The sequence below is a fragment of the Campylobacter sp. CFSAN093259 genome (genome assembly GCF_012889985.1).
GTDB classification, from domain to species: Bacteria; Campylobacterota; Campylobacteria; order Campylobacterales; family Campylobacteraceae; genus Campylobacter_D; species Campylobacter_D jejuni.
In genome coordinates, this window is the sequence record NZ_CP040617.1 from 303,596 (window position 1) to 322,223 (window position 18,628).

Sequence of the window (18,628 nt, forward strand, 5' to 3'; positions counted from 1 at the left end):
CCTTATTTAATATTAAGATTTAAAAGATTTTAGCATAAAATTCTTAAATAAAGTAAATTTTGATAATCAAAAATTTACCTTATTTGATAATAATTATAACTTTTTTAAATTTTTAATATTATCTTAGATATTTAAAAAAAAATAAAGATTTAAACGATATAATTTCGTTATCAATAAAATTTATTATTTAGGAGAAAATATGATAGTTACTAAAAAAGCTTTAGATTTTACTGCTCCAGCGGTATTAGGAAACAATGAAATTGTTCAAGATTTTAATCTTTATAAAAACATAGGTCCAAAAGGAGCGGTAGTATTCTTTTATCCAAAAGATTTTACTTTTGTTTGTCCTTCAGAAATTATAGCTTTTGACAAAAGATATCAAGAATTTAAAAACCGCGGTATTGAAGTAATTGGAATTTCAGGAGATAATGAATTTTCACATTTTGCTTGGAAAAATACTCCAGTAAATCAAGGTGGTATTGGTCAGGTTAAATTCCCACTTGTTGCTGATTTAACTAAGCAGATTGCTAGAAATTTTGATGTACTTTATGCAGAAGCAGTTGCCCTTCGTGGTTCGTTCTTGCTTGATGCTGATGGAACAGTTCGCCATGCTGTGGTTAATGATTTACCACTAGGTAGAAATATAGATGAAATGTTAAGAATGGTTGATACTATGCTTTTTACAAATGAGCATGGTGAAGTTTGTCCTGCAGGATGGAATAAGGGCGATGAAGGTATGAAAGCTAACCCTAAAGGCGTGGCTGAATATCTTGGCAAAAACGAAGCTAAACTTTAATTTCTTAGTATAAAGCCTCTTTACGAGGCTTTTTCTTCATTTTTATTCTTTAATTGAAATTCATAAATTTTCTACTATAATTTTACACACATATTAAAATTTTTATTTAGGCTAAAATATGGCAGGCGAAGATCAAGAAAAAACAGAAGAACCCACGTCCAAAAAGATAGAAGATGCGCGTAAAGAAGGTAATGTTCCAAAGTCTCAAGATGCGGCAGCTATTGTAACTTTGATAATTGGAGTAACTATAACTTTATTTATGATGAGTTTTATGGGCGAGAGAATTGTAAATTTATATAGATACTATCAAAGTTTTATTGGTGTTGAATTTGATTTGCGTATTATTCAAGCCATTATGATTAAAAGCATTTTTGAGGTTTTAATTATTCTTGCACCTATTGTTTTAAGTATTATGATTGCTGGGGTTTTGGGAAATATTATGCAATTTGGTTTTATTTTTACAACTAAACCTATTATGCCAAATTTAGGAAAAATCAATCCTCTAAAAGGTTTAAAAAACCTTTTTTCATTGAAAAAAATTGTTGAAAGTATAAAAATTATTTTAAAAGTGGGTATTGTTTTTACTATAGCTTTTATAGTTTTACTTAAATTTATGCAAGAGCTTCCAAGAGTTGAGCTTTATACTATGGTTGCACAGCTTACTTGGCTAAGAGACAGAGCTATTGTTTTAGCAGCTATTGTTATAGTTGCTTTTTTAATTATTGCTGTTTTAGATGTTTTTTTGGTGCGTTTTCAGTATTTTAAAGGTTTGCGTATGAGCAAACAAGAAATAAAAGATGAGTATAAACAAATGGAAGGAGATCCTCAGGTTAAAGGTAGAATTCGTAGACTTCAAATGGAAGCTGCGCGTCGTCGTATGGTTCAAGATGTTGCAGGTGCGGATGTGGTGATCACAAACCCAACGCATTATGCCGTAGCTATTCGTTATGATACAGGTAAAGAACAAGCCCCTAGGGTTGTTGCCAAAGGAGTGGATTTTCTCGCTCTTCGCATAAAACAAGTAGCCTATGAAAATAATGTTGTAGTTTATGAAAATCCTCCTTTAGCAAGAGAGCTTTATAAAGCTTGTGATGTTAATGATCTTATTCCTAGGGAAATGTTTAAAGCTGTAGCTGAGGTGCTAGGATTTGTTTATAATACAAATAATAAGAGTCGTTTAGCTGGTCAAGTAAAAAAAGGAAACTAAAACTTTTAAGGTGCTTTAGTTCCTATTTTGTTAATAAGCTCAAGAACCGATTTTTGAGTACTTGTATCTGCTGTATCGACTTTAAAATATATTTCTACTCTATTATTTTCTAGAGTTTGTGGATTTCCATTGATAGGATTATTAAGCCCGTAGCTTTTAATGCTAATATTTTTCAAATTTGCTCCACCTTCTATAAAATATTTTAATACATTTTCCGCTCTTTGGTAGGCGAGTTCATAACTTCTTATAATAGAGTCGCTATTGTCTGTATAGCCTCTAATTTCTATTTTTGCTTGAGGTGGCAAATATGTTGTTAGCTCAGCCATACGTTTTAAATAATCTTGTATATCAGCTGAAACGATTTGAGCACTACCTCTTTCAAATTCAACTTTAGATGGAAGGTTAAGAGCAACCTGATTATCGCTTTGATCTAGAGCTGCTTGAAGACGTTTGATAGTTTCTTGCTGTGTCATAGTCATTTGTTTTAACGATTTGAGTTCATCGCTTTCTTCTTTTGCTGCGCCTTTATATTTTTCTTGGGTTTTACTCTCTTCTTTGACTGTTTGAGTAGAGGTGTAATCAAAGATTTTAACAAATTCAGTTTTTAAAGCCTCTACTTTAGCAGGGTTTGTTTTAGAAATTGCCCAAAGAGCAATAAAAAGTGCCAAAAGCAAACTTAGAAAGTCTGCATAAGGCACAGCCCATTTTTCACCTGCTGGACATTCTGGGCATTTATGTTTTTTAGCCATTTTTAACCTTTGTCAAATTGTGAAATTCTTGGATCATCGTGACTTAAGAAGTTAAAAAGTTTAGCTTCTAAATCTCTAGGATTAGCACCTTCTGCAATTCCTTTTATAGCTTCAGTAATAACAATTTGCTCTTTTACAAGATCCATTCCATTAGCTTTTAATTTTTTCCCCCAAGGAGCAAAAAGTGCATAAGCGCCAAAAATTCCCGTAACTGTAGCTGTGAAAGCACCTGAAATACCCGCTGCCATTGCTTGAGGATTGTCTAGCAATTTAAGAGCTAGAATAAGACCAAAAACCGCTCCAACAAGCCCCATGGTAGGGCAAGTTTCTCCAAATACTATCCAATATTCTGCGCATTCTTTATAATGCTCTTCAAGTTGTTCGGTTTGTATTTCCATGCTTTCGTGAATTTCTTCAAAGCTTTTACCATCTACAAGCATCATCATAGCATTTTTTAAAAATTCATTTTCAATCTCACTGGTTCTTGATTCTAACGCTAAAAGACCATCTCGTCTTGCAATAATAGCAAATTCTATTAACTGGGCTATCCTTTCGGGTAAATTTACTCCAGAACCTTTAAAAACAACTTTGAGTTCTTTGTAGGCTGCTTTTACAATTTTTTTATGCGTAGAAGTCATTGCGCAAAATGCAGCTGTTGGCATAACTATGAGAAAGGAAGAAAGATGCACAACATGCAAAGGATTGCCTCCCTCTAGTATATCTCCTACCGAAATACTAGTAACTGCAAGCACCATTCCTAATATGGTTGAAAGATCCATTAATTATCTCCTTGATTATTTTAAATCGCCCCAATTTTTGGCGATACTTGAACTTGTTTTTAATTTTACTTTTAATTTTACTATATTTTCCATAATATCTCTAGTTTTTTTTACAAAATTTTCACACAAATCGTCTTTTACTTCAAAAATTAATTCATCATGAATTTGTAAAATAAGCTTTTTATCTTCATTTAATTCTTTATTGATTTCTAGCATTGCAAGCTTGATTACATCTGCTGCTGAGCCTTGCAAGATTGAATTAATGCTTTCTCTTTCATACATGGCAATTTGCATAGGTTTTGCGTTTTCAAAATCAAAATAACGCTTGCGACCGCTTAAAGTAACAATAAAACCATTTTGTTTAGCTTCGTTTTTAACTTTTTCAAAATATTTCTTAATGCTAGTAAAATTTTCAAAATATTTTTCTATGTAAGATTTGGCTAAATTAGCTTCTATTTTTAAATTTTGACTTAAGGTTTTATAACCCATACCATAAATAAGTCCAAAATTTATACTTTTTGCAACACTTCTGGTTTCATAATTGCTTTCACCAAAAATCATTATTGCTGTTCTTGCGTGTATATCTTCATCATTGGCAAAAGCATTTAAAAGTTTTTCATCTTCGCTAAAATGTGCAAGTATTCTAAGTTCGATTTGAGAATAATCAAGAGAGATAAAACTAAATCCATCTTTAGCTACAAAGCAAGATTTATAATCTTTTGCATATTGTCCGTGTGCAGGGATGTTTTGCAAATTTGGATCCTTAGATGAAAGACGTCCTGTAGCGGTTCCAGTTTGTAAAAAACTTGAATAAATGCGTGAATTTTTATCTTTTAACGCTAGTTTTAACAAAGGTTCGCAATAAGTGGAATAAAGTTTGGCAAGTTCTCTATAATCTAAAATTTTAGCAATTACAGGATGTTTATCTAAAAGTATATTTAAAACTTTTTCATCGGTAGAATATCCTGTTTTTCCTTTTTTTCCGCTTGGGAGTTTGAGTTTTTCAAAAAGTATATCACCCATTTGTTTAGGTGAATTTAGATTAAATCTATCCTCGCAAAGAGTATAAATTTCTTCACTTAAATTTTTGATTTCATTTTCAAATTTTTTCATAAGGATTTCAAGTGCATTTGTATCAAGCTTTATGCCATTTTCTTCCATCATCATAATGATTTTAATGAAATCAAATTCGCAGTTTTTAGCAAGTTCTAATAAAGGAGTTTCAAGATTTTTTAAAAAATAAAGATAAAATCTTAAAGTGATATAAGCATCTTCTGCAGCGTATTTACAAGCTTTTTCAAGTTCTACACTTGCAAAATTTTCTCCTTTTTTAACAAGGCTTTCAAAATGCAAGGTTTCGTAATTAAAAAGTCTTAAGGCTAAATCATCCATATTTACTCTTAAAGAAGGATTTTTAAGCCATGCCAAAATCATTGTATCTGCGTATTTTTGAGGTAAATTTAAGTCAAAATTGTTTTGAATGATTTTAAAATCATATTTGAGATTGTGCCCTATAACAAAATGATTAAAGATTACTTCTATAGCTTTTTTGGCACTTTGCAATGAGATTTGCTCACCTACTCCAAGATAATTATGAGTTAAAGGCACGTAAAAGGCTTCATTTTCATTCATGCAAAAACTAAAACCAACAATTTTTGCTTCTTTAGTATCAAGTCCTGTGGTTTCGGTATCAAAAGCAATAATACTTTCTTTATCAAGGGTATTTAAAATTTCAAAAAGTTTGTTTTCATCTTGTACTAAAGTGGCTTTAAAACCTAAATTTTTATCTTTATTATCAGGATTTTGACGCAGTTTTTTAAGCAAAGTATTAAGTTCGTAATGTTCTAAAATTTCAAGTATTTTTAAAAGAGGTTCTTCATCAGGATAAGTGGCTTTTTCTATGAGATTTTGTACTTCTAAATTGTCATACAAAGAAGCTAATTTTTTGCTTAAAAATGCATTTTCCTTACCCTCTAAAAGCAAGTTACGACTTCTTTCGTTACGTACTAGGGTTAAATTTTCATAAATTCCCTCTATGCTACCAAACTCATCAAGCAAGGTTTTAGCTCCTTTTGCACCTATACCTTTAACGCCTGGAATATTATCAGAACTATCCCCACAAAGAGCTAAAAAATCTCTGATTTGATTAGGTTTTACTCCGTATTTTTCTAAACACGCTGCTTCATCATAGTCGTTTTTAGAAATAGGACTGTAAATGCTTGTTTTACCATCTTTTATGAGTTGATAAAGATCTTTATCTTGAGTGATAATACGTACAAAAATATCTCTATTTTCACAAGTTTTTACAAAAGAAGCAATGATATCATCAGCTTCATAACCTTCTTGAGAAACGCTTATGAAACCCATTTTTTCTATCATCTTTATGCAAATTGGAATTTGTTCTAGAAGTTCAGGTGGCGGTGGAGTGCGATTTTGTTTATAGTTTGGATCAATTTCGCTACGAAAAGTTTTTCCTTTGGAATCTAATGCAAAAACAATATAATCACTTTTATATTCATTTTTTAAGCTATAAATAAAATTTGCAAAACCGCTAATCATTCCACTAGCTTGTCCTTGTGAATTTTTAAAACCTTTTAATGCGTAGTAAAGTCTGAAAAAAAATCCAAAAGTATCAACAATAGTTAAAGTTTTCATAATAATTTCTTCTTTTGATAAAATATATTTTTTGGTTATATTATTTCAAAATTTTGCTTAAAATGTCTCGAAATTTAAAGATATTTAAGCGAAAATACTTCAATTTTTAGTCATAATATCGAGTAGAGTAAAAATTTTATATGAATAATGTAAGGAAAATGTAATGACAAATCAGCAAATTGATGGAATTGCAGATAAGAATTTTAACACACCTGAAGGTAGAAAAGTTTTTAAAAAGGCAGTTTTTTCTTGCTGGTTGGGAACTGCTATGGAATATGCAGATTTTGCACTTTATGGTTTAGCAGCTGCAACAATTTTTTCAGAAGTATTTTTTCCTGAGCAAACTCCAGTAATTGCACTTTTGCTTAGTTTTGTAACTTATGGCATAGGTTTTATTGCAAGACCTATTGGGGCTTTGTTTTTTGGTCATTTAGGTGATAAACACGGAAGAAAAAATGTTATGATGGCTACAATAGCTTTAATGGGAATTTCAACTACTCTGATAGGTTTTATCCCAAGTTATGCAGTGATTGGTGTTTGGGCGCCTATTTGTTTGGTTGCATTACGTTTTATGCAGGGTTTTGGCGCAGGAGCTGAACTTTCAGGTGGAACAGTTATGCTAGGAGAATATGCTCCTAGCAAGAGAAGAGGGCTTGTTTCTTCTGTGATTGCTTTAGGATCAAATAGTGGAACTTTGCTTGCGTCTTTTGTATGGCTTTTGATGGTACAAATGGATGAAGCAAGTTTTAAAGAATGGGGCTGGAGAGTTCCTTTTATGGGAAGTATTTTAATCGCTCTTTTTGCTGTATATATTCGTTTTCATGTCAAAGAAACCCCTGTTTTTGAAAAGCAAAAAAATGAAATGATGAAATTGCGTCTTAATAACGAAAAGCATATGAAAAAAGATGAAAGAAGTTTTTGGCAAAGAAGTCGTGCTTTTTGGACTATGGTGGGCTTAAGAATAGGCGAAAATGGACCTTCTTATCTTGCGCAAGGTTTTATTGTAGGTTATGTGACTAAAATTTTACTTTTAGACAAATCAGTAGCTACTACAGCGGTAATGATAGCTTCATTGGTAGGGTTTTTAGTTATTCCTTTGGCGGGTTATTTAAGTGATAAATTTGGAAGATGTATTACTTATAGAATGTTTTGTTTGCTTTTAATGATTTATGCTTTTCCTGCTTTTATGCTTTTAGATAGTAAAAATGAAATTATTGTGATTTTAACTATTATTGTAGGTATGTCTTTAGCATCTTTAGGGATTTTTGGTGTGCAAGCGGCTTGGGGTGTGGAGCTTTTTGGGGTAAAAAACCGTTATACAAAAATGGCTTTTGCTAAGGAGCTAGGTTCTATTCTTTCAGGAGGAACAGCGCCTATGGTGGCTTCTGCTTTGCTTGCATATTATGGCTCTTGGTGGCCTATCGCGACATATTTTGTATTAACTGCAGGTATAGGTTTTGTGACTACATTTTTTGCGCCAGAAACTAGAGGTAGAGATTTAAATAAAATAGAAGATGCGATATGAGACTTATCTTAGACACGGACATAGGCAATGCTATTGCAGGAGCAAATACTGATGATGGTTTAGCACTTGCTTTGATTTTGTCATCTAAAGAAATCAAACTTGAAATGCTAAGCACAGTTTGCGGTAATGTTCCAAGCCTTGTTGCCTATAGTGTGGCTAAGGATTTATTTCAACGTTTAAATTTAAATATCCCCGTTTATTTGGGAGCGAATGAAGCCCTAAAAGAACCAAGTAAAGCTTGGCGTCAAAGACTTGATGAAAGTGTTAAAAATTTTAAACTTGAATATCTTTGGGAAAATATAAAAAGTCCTGAAATTTTAGAAAATATAAATCCTGATGCGATTTTTAAAATGGGTGAGTTGGTGAGTAAAAATCCTAAAGAAATTTCTATTTGTGCGATAGGACCTTTGACAAATATCGCTATGACTATGAAAATTTTTAAAGATTTTGATATAAATCTTAAAGAGCTTTTTATTATGGGCGGCAGTTTTGATATGCCTTATTACACTAAAGATACAAATTTTGGTTTTGATCCTGAGGCGGCTAGTATAGTGCTAAATTCAAGAGCTAAAATTACACTCATACCTTATAATGCAACCATGCAGACTTTATTAACACACGAGGATTTAAAAGAGTTGCAAGGTAAGAATATTTTATGTGATTTTATCGTTGAAACTTTAGGTGTTTGGATTGATTATGCCTCTAAAACACGTGGTACAAAGGGAACTTGGATACATGATGCTTTAACGATAGCTTGCGCATTAGATTCTAGTATTGCAGATTTTGATGAGTGTTATGCTGATGTTATTTGCGATAGTTCTTTGGCAAGAGGTATGAGTTGGCGTTGTTTTAGAGAACCAAAAATGAGTATGGGGGTGGATTTAAGCACTAAAAATTGTGTTAAAATTTTAAAAAATGTAGATAATGCAAGGCTTTTAAAACTTATAAAAGAGAGGCTTTTAAAAGGAGTTTGCTATGAAAATTATGAAAGTATAACGACTTAATTTTCCAAGTAAGATAAAAAATATAGTTTTTAAAAAAGAATATTTCGCAAAACCAAGTCCCAAGGCAAAAAGATCTCCCACTAAAGGTAAAAAAGTAAAAAAAGCAAATATACTTCCAAATTTAGCAAAATTAGCATTGAAATTTTCTAATTTTTTCAAGGATTTGCTAAAGTATTTTTCTAAAATTTTTTCTTTTCCAAAATACGCTAAAGCATAAGTACTTAAACTTCCTAAGGTATTACCCAAAGTGGCTACGATAAATACCAAATTCGGATTAAAATCAAGTTTTATAAAGCCTAAAACAAAGGCTTCACTTGCTAAGGGTAATAGTGTGCTTGAAAGAAAACACACCATGAAAAGCCCCAAATAGCTAATATCATTATATAAAAAATCAAACATAAAATTATGATTTTTGTGTATTTTTAAGCTCTAAGTCTAGATAATATCCTGTGTAAGAACGGGTTTTTTTGTGTTCTTTAGCGACTTTTTCCACGCTTCCTGTGCTTATAACTTTTCCACCTTTAACTCCGCCTTCAGGCCCCATATCGATGATATAATCAGCATTTTTAATCACATCTAAATTATGTTCTATCACAAAAACAGAATTTTTAAGATCAACCAAATGTTGTAAAACTAAGATGAGTTTATTGACATCTTCAAAATGCAGTCCTGTTGTAGGTTCATCAAGTATATAAAGCGTTTTTCCTGTATCGCTACGGCTTAGTTCTTTAGCAAGTTTGATTCTTTGTGCTTCACCTCCACTTAAGGTGGTGGCATTTTGTCCTAGAGTTAGATAATCTAAACCCACTTTTACTAGAGTATCTAATTTTTGTTTGATTTTAGGAACGGCTGTAAAAAATTCACTCGCTTCTAAAACACTCATATTTAAAATTTCACTGATATTTTTGCCTTTATATTTGATTTCTAGCGTGGCATCATTGTAGCGTTTGCCCCCGCAAGTATCACAAACTACCATAACATCAGGTAAAAAATGCATTTCTATTTTGATTTCTCCATCTCCGCTACATTTCTCACATCTTCCACCCTTGACATTAAAAGAAAAGCGTCCGGCTTTATAACCACGCATTTTGGCTTCTTTAGTGGCGGCAAAAAGATTTCTGATTTCATCCATAGCACCTGTATAGGTGGCAGGATTTGAACGTGGTGTGCGCCCAATTGGGCTTTGATCAAGATAAATGACTTTATCAAGTTTTTCAAGTCCTTCTATTTGTACTCCGCCAAGTTTTTTAACTTTTTTCGCACGGTTTAATTCCTCTTGTGCAAAAGGAAGTAGGGTTTGAAGTATCAAAGAGCTTTTTCCAGAACCTGAAACTCCTGTTATAGCGACTAAATTTTGCAAAGGAAATTTTACGCTTAAATCTTGGATATTGTTAATATTTACATTTTTAAGCTCAAGCCATTCTTTCTGTGTTCTGTTTTGAAGTTGTGAAATTTGTTTTTTACCATTCATATAAAGTGCAGTTTCGCTTTTGCTTTTTAAAAGTTCTTTATAAGTTCCACTAAATACAACCTCACCCCCAAATTTTCCTGCTTTTGGACCAATATCTACAATAAAATCTGCTTCTTCTATGGTCATTTTATCATGCTCTACGACAATTAGGGTATTGCCCTTTTGTTGTAAATTTCTTAAAGTTTTAATCAGTTTTGCAGTATCTCTTTCATGAAGTCCTATGCTAGGCTCATCTAAGACATACATCACTCCGCTTAAACCACTGCCAATTTGTGAAGCTATGCGGATTCTTTGTGCTTCACCCCCACTAATCGTTCTTGCATCGCGCCCTAAAGAAAGATAACCTAGCCCCACATCATACAAGAAAAACAATCTTTCGTTGATTTCTTTTAGGATAGGTTTAGAAATAAGTTTTTGTTGCTCGCTTAAATAAGAAAAATTTTTCTCATCTGCAAAAAAGGCCGTACTATCTTCTATGCTCATATCTAAAATTTCACCCAAGCTTTTTTTTGCTACTTTCACGGCTAAACTTTCAGGTTTTAAACGATGCCCACCGCAGTCTTTACAAATTTTTTCACTCATATATTCGGCTAAATCTTTTTCATCTTTTAGCATTTCATAAGCCATTTTAACCACGCCTTCAAAAGTGCGTTTTAGGCGATTTCTTTTCCAAAGAAATTCTATAGTTTTGGCATTACCATACAATACAAGACGTTTTTGTACTTCGTTTAATTGCATAAAAGGTATTTTGATAGGAATTTCATTTTGTTCGCAAAAGGCGATTAGGAATTTATAATAATAACTTTTATTAAAACCATACATGATTTTAACAGCACCGTTTTCGAGACTTAAATTTTCATCGATGATTTTTTTCATATCTAAAGTATAACGAATTCCAAGTCCATCGCAAGCTTCACATGCTCCTTTTGGAGAATTAAAAGAAAAGCTTAAAGGCTCAAGTGGAACAAAGGAAATTTTACAATCAAAACAAGCTGAATGCTCGCTAAAATGATAGTGTTTATTAAGGTTTATTTCCTCATGATTTAAAACTTCTATTTCTATTTCTCCAAAGCTTTCCTGTAAACCTTTTTCTATATCGCTTGCAAGACGAGAAAGTAAATCTTCTTGAATTTCAAGTCTATCTATGACAAGTTTAATGGTGTGTTTTTTGGTTTTGGCTAGTTCAATTTCTTCATCAAGTCTTACCAAAACTCCATCAATTTGAGCTCTTACATAGCCTTTGTTGCGTAAATTTTCAAGCAAATCTGCATAAGTTCCTTTTTTTTCTCGTATGAGTGGGGCGTAGATGATGATTTTTGCACCTTTTGGAAATTTTAAAATTTCACTGACTATATCACTTACACTCATAGATGAAATTTTTTGTCCACATCGATGACAATGTTGAATGCCAACTCTTGCGTATAAAAGTCTTAGATAATCATAAATTTCAGTGATGGTTCCTACAGTAGAGCGTGGATTTTTAGAAGTAGTTTTTTGATCTATGGCAATGGCTGGAGTTAAACCTTCGATTTTATCGACATCAGGTTTGCCTACCTTATCTAAAAATTGTCTGGCGTAAGCACTTAAACTTTCTATATAACGGCGTTGTCCTTCAGCATAAAGAGTTCCAAAAGCAAGGGTTGATTTTCCACTTCCGCTCAGTCCTGTAAAAACAATGAGTTTGTTTTTGGGAATTTCAAGGTGGATATTTTTTAGGTTATTTTCTCTTGCGCCAATGATTTTTATGGTATCGTTCATAGTCTTTCCTAAACATTAAATAAATTTAAGATTTTAGCATAATAATATTAAAAGAACTTGGATAAATCCAAGTTAAAAATTTATAAAATTTAGCTTATTAAGCAAAGAGTGGGTGGTTCCAAGTATTGATAAGGCATATACGCAAAGTAAAATTTTTCTATGAGCTGAAATATGCATTTTTTCTATGATTTTAATTCCTATAAAAACTCCAACCATAGAAGCTATACCTACTAGTATTCCTTTATGAATAACTTCAGAGTCTATAACTCCAGAATTTGAAAAAGATATAATACCAGAGACTGAAGCAAAAATAACAAAAAACAAGGATAAGGAAACAACTTTTTTACTATCATAGCCTAAAAAATAAGCTAAAATCGGAGCAATTAAAAGTCCGCCACCAATTCCCAAAGAAATAGCAAAAATACCAGTAAAAGCTCCAGCAATAAATAAAATGACATTCTTTACCCAAACGCTTCTTTGATTTTGCACAATGTTTTCTTTAATTCCAAAAGCATATTTGATAAAAAATATACAACTTACCGCCAAAAATACGCTAGTAAGAGCTACATCACTTAAAGCTTTTAAAAGCATTCCGCTAAAGCTTGCTCCTATGAGCCCTCCAAAACCTATCATAATACCATCTTTAAGATTTAGATTTTTTTTCTTATAATTAATATAAGAGCCAAAAACTGCTGCAAAAATCATTTGCAATACTGAAATTCCGATAGCATGGTGAGCACTTGCTCCAAGTGCGAACATAGAAGGAACGATAATCATACCTCCACCAATGCCAAAAAGTCCAGAAGCAATACCTGAAATGATTCCTATGATTAGATAAGGTAAATCTGTGATTTCCATAGCTTTTCCTAAAAAATATTAAATATTTCAAATACGGAATAATTTTATCTTATTAAGCTAAGTATTATCTTAGTTTTTTTATAACAATAGAATATTTTTTGGTAACTTTAAGCATCGTAAAAATGTTTCAAAATATTATAAAATATAAAGATTTTATAATATTTATTTTAAATTTAAAGCAAAATTTATATTTATTGATTAAAATTAATTTAGACTTTAAAAATTTTCATAAAAGTCTTAATTTTTGAAATATTTTATAAGAAAGGTAAAAGATGAGTGAAAATGGTTTTTTTAGTAATTCTTTGATTTTAAAACTTACACATACTCTTCGCTCTTGGCGTTTCTAAACTTCTTTTTATCTAAATTTTTTCTTTAATATTATTTTAATTTATTTTTTAAAAAAAGGTTTATTATGTTTGTTAAAAATGTAAATTTTTATTACAGACAAATCCTTGAAAAATTTGAAAATTCTTATTTTGCAGAGGATTTGACTAAGGTAATTATAGGGATTGATTGTGATTATTTAGATGCTAATGAATTATCCTTTAGCGAGTTTAAGGCAAAATATTATGAAGCTTTAAGCAAGAATAAAATTTGCGACTTTGCTGGATTTTTTGGAGTTTTTAGTGCAAATTTTGTATCTTTGTTTGAAAAAATTCCACTTTCTTCTAAGAAAAATTATGATTTTCCTTTATTTTTATTTGCCAATGCTAAGGCTTATTTGATTTATGAGAAAAATAGCAAGATGTTTTTTAAATTTGGTGCTTCAAAATATTTTGAATATTTAAAAGATGATATTGAACCAATGAAAAAGAAACAAAAAAATGATTTTGAAATTTTAAATTCTTTAGAAGATGAAAAAAATGATTTTTTAAAAATGTGCGAAAAAGCCAAAGAATATCTTTTAAGTGGAGATATTTTTCAAGTGGTCTTAAGTAAGCAACTTTGTATCAAACATCAAGTAAATGCTTTTGATTATTATGAGAGTTTAAGTGCTTTAAATCCAAGCGCTTATATGTTTTATTTTCCAAGTAAATATGGTGTTGTTTTGGGTTCTTCTCCAGAGTTTTTATTGAAAATTAAAAAAAGAGAGATTTATTTAGCCCCTATTGCTGGAACTAGAAATTTGGAAAATAACTGTGATCTTTTAGCTTTAGAAAAAGATCTTTTAAGCGATGAAAAAGAACTTAGTGAACATAAGATGCTTGTAGATTTAGCAAGAAATGATGCTTCTAAATTTGGCACTCAAACAAGAGTGGAAAATCTTTTTTCTATTATTAAAAATAAATTTGTAATGCACATAGTGAGTGAAGTGTATGCCAATATGAAAGAAGATGCGAGTATTTTTGATGTGATTGAAGCAGTTTTTCCAGCGGGAACTTTAAGCGGAGCTCCTAAAATAAGAGCTTTAGAGATCACTAGCGAGCTTGAAGATTGCGATCGTGGAATTTATGGTGGTGCGGTAGGATTTTTAAATTTTAACGAAGACATAACTTTAGCGATTTTAATCCGTTGCGCTTTTTTTACTCAAGATAAGGCTTATTTGGCAAGTGGGGCGGGTATTGTTTTGCAAAGTGAGAGTCAAAAAGAATATGCAGAAATTTGTGCTAAACGCAAGGCGCTTTTGGTAGCTTTTGAAAATTTAAAAAAGGAAAATCAATGATACTTTTAATTGATAATTATGATTCTTTTGTTTTTAATGTTAAAAGCATGTTAGAGCAACTCAGCAATGATGAAATTTTAGTAAGAAGAAATGATGCAATTTCTCTGAGTGAAATTAAAAATTTAAATCCTACTCATATTATTTTAAGTCCTGGTCCAAAGCATCCAAGTCAAAGTGGGATTTGTCTTGAAATTTTTAAAGCAAGGCTTAATATCCCTGTTTTGGGCATTTGCTTAGGACATCAAGCTTTAGCTTTAGCTTTTGATTCTTTAGTGGTTAAGATGCAAGAGCCTATGCATGCAAAAAATTCTTTGATAAAACAGTGCAGGGAAAATGAATTATTTTCTAATTTGCCTTCAAATTTTAGTGTAATGCGTTATCATTCTTTAGAGGTTAAACAGCTTAGTGATGAGCTTGAAATTTTAGCCCTTGATGAAAAGGGTGTGATTATGGCTTTGGGACATAAAAATTTACCTTATTATGGTGTGCAATTTCATCCTGAAAGCTATTTTAGTGAATATGGCTTGCAACTTTTTTCTAATTTTTTAAAACAAGATATAAAAAAACCACAAAAACAAGAAAATCCTTTAAGTTTTTATTTGCAAAAAATGAGTGAAAATCATTTTTTACAAAGCGATGATTTTGAGCAAATTTGTAAGATTATTATGTCTAAAGATTATGAAATTTTACAAGTAGTGGCTTTGTTGATTTTAATCACTGAAAAGTCCTTAAATGAAAAATCTTTAAGTGCTTTTGTAAGACAAATTTTAAGATATTCTCAAACTTTTAGTGATGAGAGTGAGATGATTGATATTTGTGGAACAGGTGGAGATGGTTTTAAAAGTATCAATGTTTCTACGACTAGTGCTTTTATTTTAGCAGCTTTAGGAGTAAAAGTAGCCAAACACGGAAATCGTGCCATTTCAAGTTCTAGCGGAAGTACAGATGTGTTAGAAGCTTTAAATATAACTACTCCAAACACTTTAGAATCAGTTTTAAAACAACTAAATAATCAAGGGCTTAGTTTTTTACATGCTCCATTTTTTCATCCTTTAGTAGGAGAACTTAAAGAGATCAGATCAAGACTTGGAGTAAGAACGGTTTTTAATGTTTTAGGTCCTTTATTGCACCCTAATTTAAAGTTAAAATATCAACTTATGGGAAATTATCACGCACCTGTGCATAGGCTTTTGATAGAGGTTTTAAAAAATTTAGGACGCAAAAAAGCTTTAGTGGTAAGAGGAAATGATGGTATGGATGAGCTTAGTATTTGCGATGAAAGTAAAATTTATGAGCTTTGTGAAGGAGAAATTTTAGAGTATTCTATCTGTCCTGAACAATTTGGTTTTAAAAGAGCTTTTCATAGTGAAATCATAGGATCTAGTGCATATGACAACGCTAAAGATTTAAAAGATATTTTAAGCGGTAGAATGCAAGGGGCAAAATTTGATTTGGTAGTTTTAAATGCTATGTTTGCACTTTATACAGCCAATAAAGCAAGTTCGCCTTTAGTGGCTAAAGATATGATTTTAGAAGCCATTTATTCAGGTAAGGTTATAGAATATTTTAAGGAGTATCAAGCTTATGCTAAAGCTTAAAATTTGTGGTATTAAAGATGAAAAAAATGCCAAAGATTTAGCTTTTTTAAATATTGATTTTTTTGGACTTATTTTTGCTAAAAGTCCAAGAAGAGTGAGTTTAGAACAAGCAAGAAATTTAAGTGCAATTTTTCATGAAAAAGATAAAAAAGTTGTCGGTGTTTTTGTAGATGAAAATTTGGAACAAATTTTAAGATGTATTAAAGAAGCTAAGCTTGATGGGATACAAATTTATCGCACTATTACCAAAGAAGAATTTGAAATTTTAAAGGTGCAAAATGTTTTTGTTTGGCAGGTGATTAGTGTGGAAAATAGTTTAGATTTAAAAAGTGAAATTTTTGCTAATTTAGTACTTTTTGATGCTAAGGGAATTTTAAAGGGCGGTAATGGAATAAGTTTTGATTGGACTTTATTAGGTTCTTATACTAAAGATTTTATATTAGCCGGAGGCATAGGTTTGGATAATGTTCATAAGGCTGTAAAAACGGGAGCTAAAATTTTAGATCTTAATTCAAAACTTGAAGATGAAAAAGGCTTAAAAGATATCAACAAAATAAAACAAATTTTAAAGGAGTTGAAAAAATGAAAAAAGCGTATTATGGGGATTTTGGTGGGCAGTTTTTGCCTGAAAGTGCAATGTTTGCTTTAAATGAGCTAGAAGGTGCTTTTTTGAAATTTTCTAAAGATAAACTCTTTAAAAAAGAATTAAACGAGCTTTTAAAAACTTATGTAGGGCGTCCTACTCCACTTTATTTTGCTAGAAATTTAAGCAAAAAATATCAGCATGAAATTTATTTAAAACGCGAGGATTTAAATCATACCGGAGCACATAAAATCAATAATGCCATCGCTCAAGCCCTTTTAGCAAAAAAAATGGGAAAGAAAAAAATCATAGCAGAAACAGGAGCAGGTCAACACGGGCTTGCAACAGCCACTGCAGCAGCACTTTTAGGACTTGAATGTGAAATTTATATGGGGGCAACCGATGTGCAAAGACAGGCTTTAAATGTTTATAAAATGGAGCTTTTGGGTGCTAAAATTCATGCAGTACAAAGTGGGCTTAAAACTCTAAAAGAAGCTACTACTGCGGCTATTCAAGCTTGGGTTGGAGATATTAAAAATATTTTTTATGTGGTTGGAAGTGCGGTAGGTCCTTATCCTTATCCTAAAATGGTAATGCATTTTCAAAGTATTATAGGAAAAGAATGCAAAATGCAACTTCAAAAACTCAATAAAAAAGTAGATTATATTATCGCAGCTGTTGGGGGTGGAAGCAATGCAGCTGGGATTTTTTATGATTTTATCAAAGATGAAAATGTTAAACTTATAGGTATTGAAGCAGGGGGGCTTGGCATTGATACGCCTTATCATGCAGCGACTTTAAATAAGGGAAAAACAGGCATTATTCACGGTATGAAAACCAAGGTTTTACAAGATGATTTAGGCAATATCTTGCCTGTACATAGTGTTTCTGCAGGGCTTGATTATCCAGGAATTGGTCCTTTGCATGCTTTTTTATTTGAAAGCAAAAGAGCGCAATATCATGCTATAAGTGATGAAGAATGTATGCAGGCTTTAAAATTACTTTGTAAAGAAGAAGGTATTATTGCAGCGATTGAAAGTTCGCATGCTTTGGCATTTTTAGAAAAACTTTGTCCAACTTTAAAAAAGAAAAGCGTGATAGTAGTAAATCTTTCAGGCAGGGGAGATAAAGATATGCAAATGATTAGAGATTATAAAAAAGGGGTGATTTATGGTTGATTTTAGAAAATTTTATAAAGAAAATGCAAATGTGGCTTATACGGTTTTAGGTTATCCAAATCTTCAAACAAGTGAAGCTTTTTTGCAAAGATTGGATCAAAGTCCTATTGATATTTTAGAACTTGGTGTTGCTTATAGTGATCCTATTGCCGATGGTGAGATTATTGCAGATGCGGCAAAAATAGCTCTTGATCAAGGCGTGGATATTCATAGTGTTTTTGAGCTTTTAGCTAGGATAAAAACTAAAAAAGCTTTGGTTTTTATGGTTTATTATAATTTAATTTTTTCTTATGGCTTGGAAAAATTTGTGAAAAAAGCAAAATCTTTAGGGATTTGTGCTTTGATTGTGCCTGAATTGAGTTTTGAAGAAAGTGATGATTTGATTAAAGAGTGTGAAAGATATAATATAGCTTTAATTACACTTGTAAGTGTTACAACCCCTAAAGAAAGGGTTAAAAAGTTAGTAAAACATGCTAAAGGTTTTATTTATTTATTAGCAAGCATAGGTATTACAGGTACGAAAAGTGTCGAAGAAGCAATCTTACAAGATAAAGTAAAAGAAATCAGATCTTTTACAAATTTGCCTATTTTTGTAGGCTTTGGCATTCAAAATAATCAAGATGTAAAAAGAATGAGAAAAGTTGCTGACGGAGTGATTGTGGGAACTAGCATAGTAAAGTGTTTTAAACAAGGAAATTTGGATATAATAATGAAAGATATTGAAGAAATTTTCAAAAAATAAAATTTTAAAACATATTTTTATTTTATATTTACTATAATTTTAAATTAAGTTTTTTATAAAGG

16 protein-coding genes are annotated in these 18,628 nt (G+C 31.3%); 10 read left to right on the plus strand and 6 right to left on the minus strand.

Annotated features, from left to right (window positions below; all coding sequences use genetic code 11):
• Positions 1-199 precede the first annotated feature (199 nt).
• Both FBF20_RS01610 and flhB read left to right on the plus strand, forming a co-directional pair.
• Positions 200-796, plus strand: coding sequence for a peroxiredoxin (locus tag FBF20_RS01610; RefSeq protein ID WP_002854219.1), 597 nt, complete (start codon positions 200-202; stop codon positions 794-796).
• Between the two features lie 118 nt (positions 797-914).
• Positions 915-2,003 carry a flagellar biosynthesis protein FlhB gene (flhB, locus tag FBF20_RS01615; RefSeq protein WP_002858726.1) on the plus strand — a complete coding sequence of 363 codons (1,089 nt, stop codon included), beginning with the start codon at positions 915-917 and terminating at the stop codon, positions 2,001-2,003.
• A gap of 5 nt (positions 2,004-2,008) precedes the next feature.
• On the opposite strand, the gene motB is transcribed toward flhB, so the two are convergent.
• Genes motB through polA form a run of 3 tightly spaced genes read right to left on the minus strand, consistent with a single transcriptional unit; the run spans position 2,009 to position 6,186 of the window.
• Complete coding sequence (gene motB, locus FBF20_RS01620) at positions 2,009-2,752, minus strand: flagellar motor protein MotB (protein WP_002851120.1); 744 nt, start codon at positions 2,750-2,752, stop codon at positions 2,009-2,011.
• A 2-nt stretch (positions 2,753-2,754) separates the two neighbouring features.
• The gene (gene motA, locus FBF20_RS01625) at positions 2,755-3,531 is read right to left on the minus strand and encodes a flagellar motor stator protein MotA (protein ID WP_002858693.1); all 777 of its coding nucleotides are present in this window, start codon (positions 3,529-3,531) and stop codon (positions 2,755-2,757) included.
• Between the two features lie 15 nt (positions 3,532-3,546).
• Positions 3,547-6,186, minus strand: a complete 2,640-nt coding sequence (gene polA, locus FBF20_RS01630) for a DNA polymerase I (RefSeq protein ID WP_002858644.1) — start codon at positions 6,184-6,186, stop codon at positions 3,547-3,549.
• A 163-nt stretch (positions 6,187-6,349) separates the two neighbouring features.
• On the opposite strand from polA, the gene FBF20_RS01635 reads away from it, so the two are divergent.
• Together FBF20_RS01635 and FBF20_RS01640 are read left to right on the plus strand one after the other, a co-directional pair.
• Positions 6,350-7,711, plus strand: coding sequence for an MFS transporter (locus tag FBF20_RS01635; protein WP_002889664.1), 1,362 nt, complete (start codon positions 6,350-6,352; stop codon positions 7,709-7,711).
• Entirely contained in the window at positions 7,708-8,715 is a 1,008-nt protein-coding gene (locus FBF20_RS01640) for a nucleoside hydrolase (RefSeq protein ID WP_002858745.1), read from the plus strand. The genes FBF20_RS01635 and FBF20_RS01640 overlap by 4 nt, the downstream gene beginning before the upstream one ends.
• Here the strand turns inward: FBF20_RS01640 and FBF20_RS01645 are convergent.
• The 3 genes from FBF20_RS01645 to FBF20_RS01655 form a co-directional block, all read right to left on the minus strand.
• On the minus strand, positions 8,671-9,114 hold the full coding sequence (locus tag FBF20_RS01645; RefSeq protein ID WP_002889663.1) for a YqaA family protein: 444 nt from the start codon (positions 9,112-9,114) through the stop codon (positions 8,671-8,673). The genes FBF20_RS01640 and FBF20_RS01645 overlap by 45 nt on opposite strands.
• 4 nt (positions 9,115-9,118) lie before the next feature.
• Positions 9,119-11,944, minus strand: a complete 2,826-nt coding sequence (uvrA, locus tag FBF20_RS01650) for an excinuclease ABC subunit UvrA (protein WP_002889662.1) — start codon at positions 11,942-11,944, stop codon at positions 9,119-9,121.
• A 72-nt stretch (positions 11,945-12,016) separates the two neighbouring features.
• Entirely contained in the window at positions 12,017-12,802 is a 786-nt protein-coding gene (locus FBF20_RS01655; protein WP_002858695.1) for a TSUP family transporter, read from the minus strand.
• A 122-nt stretch (positions 12,803-12,924) separates the two neighbouring features.
• Here FBF20_RS01655 and FBF20_RS01660 point away from each other — a divergent pair, with 122 nt between their 5' ends.
• The 6 genes from FBF20_RS01660 to trpA all read left to right on the plus strand — a co-directional run bounded on the left by FBF20_RS01660 (position 12,925) and on the right by trpA (position 18,566).
• Positions 12,925-13,050, plus strand: a complete 126-nt coding sequence (locus tag FBF20_RS01660; RefSeq protein WP_002854718.1) for a hypothetical protein — start codon at positions 12,925-12,927, stop codon at positions 13,048-13,050.
• A 164-nt stretch (positions 13,051-13,214) separates the two neighbouring features.
• Positions 13,215-14,465, plus strand: coding sequence for an anthranilate synthase component I family protein (locus tag FBF20_RS01665; protein WP_002858746.1), 1,251 nt, complete (start codon positions 13,215-13,217; stop codon positions 14,463-14,465).
• On the plus strand, positions 14,462-16,063 hold the full coding sequence (gene trpD, locus FBF20_RS01670) for an anthranilate phosphoribosyltransferase (RefSeq protein WP_002858662.1): 1,602 nt from the start codon (positions 14,462-14,464) through the stop codon (positions 16,061-16,063). Before FBF20_RS01665 ends, trpD begins: the two co-directional genes overlap by 4 nt.
• Entirely contained in the window at positions 16,050-16,649 is a 600-nt protein-coding gene (locus tag FBF20_RS01675) for an N-(5'-phosphoribosyl)anthranilate isomerase (RefSeq protein ID WP_002858740.1), read from the plus strand. Before trpD ends, FBF20_RS01675 begins: the two co-directional genes overlap by 14 nt.
• Positions 16,646-17,824 (plus strand): tryptophan synthase subunit beta, encoded by a 1,179-nt coding sequence (gene trpB, locus FBF20_RS01680; protein ID WP_002854204.1) that lies wholly within the window; start codon positions 16,646-16,648, stop codon positions 17,822-17,824. Before FBF20_RS01675 ends, trpB begins: the two co-directional genes overlap by 4 nt.
• Positions 17,817-18,566, plus strand: coding sequence for a tryptophan synthase subunit alpha (gene trpA / locus FBF20_RS01685; RefSeq protein WP_002854645.1), 750 nt, complete (start codon positions 17,817-17,819; stop codon positions 18,564-18,566). Before trpB ends, trpA begins: the two co-directional genes overlap by 8 nt.
• Positions 18,567-18,628: the final 62 nt, after the last annotated feature.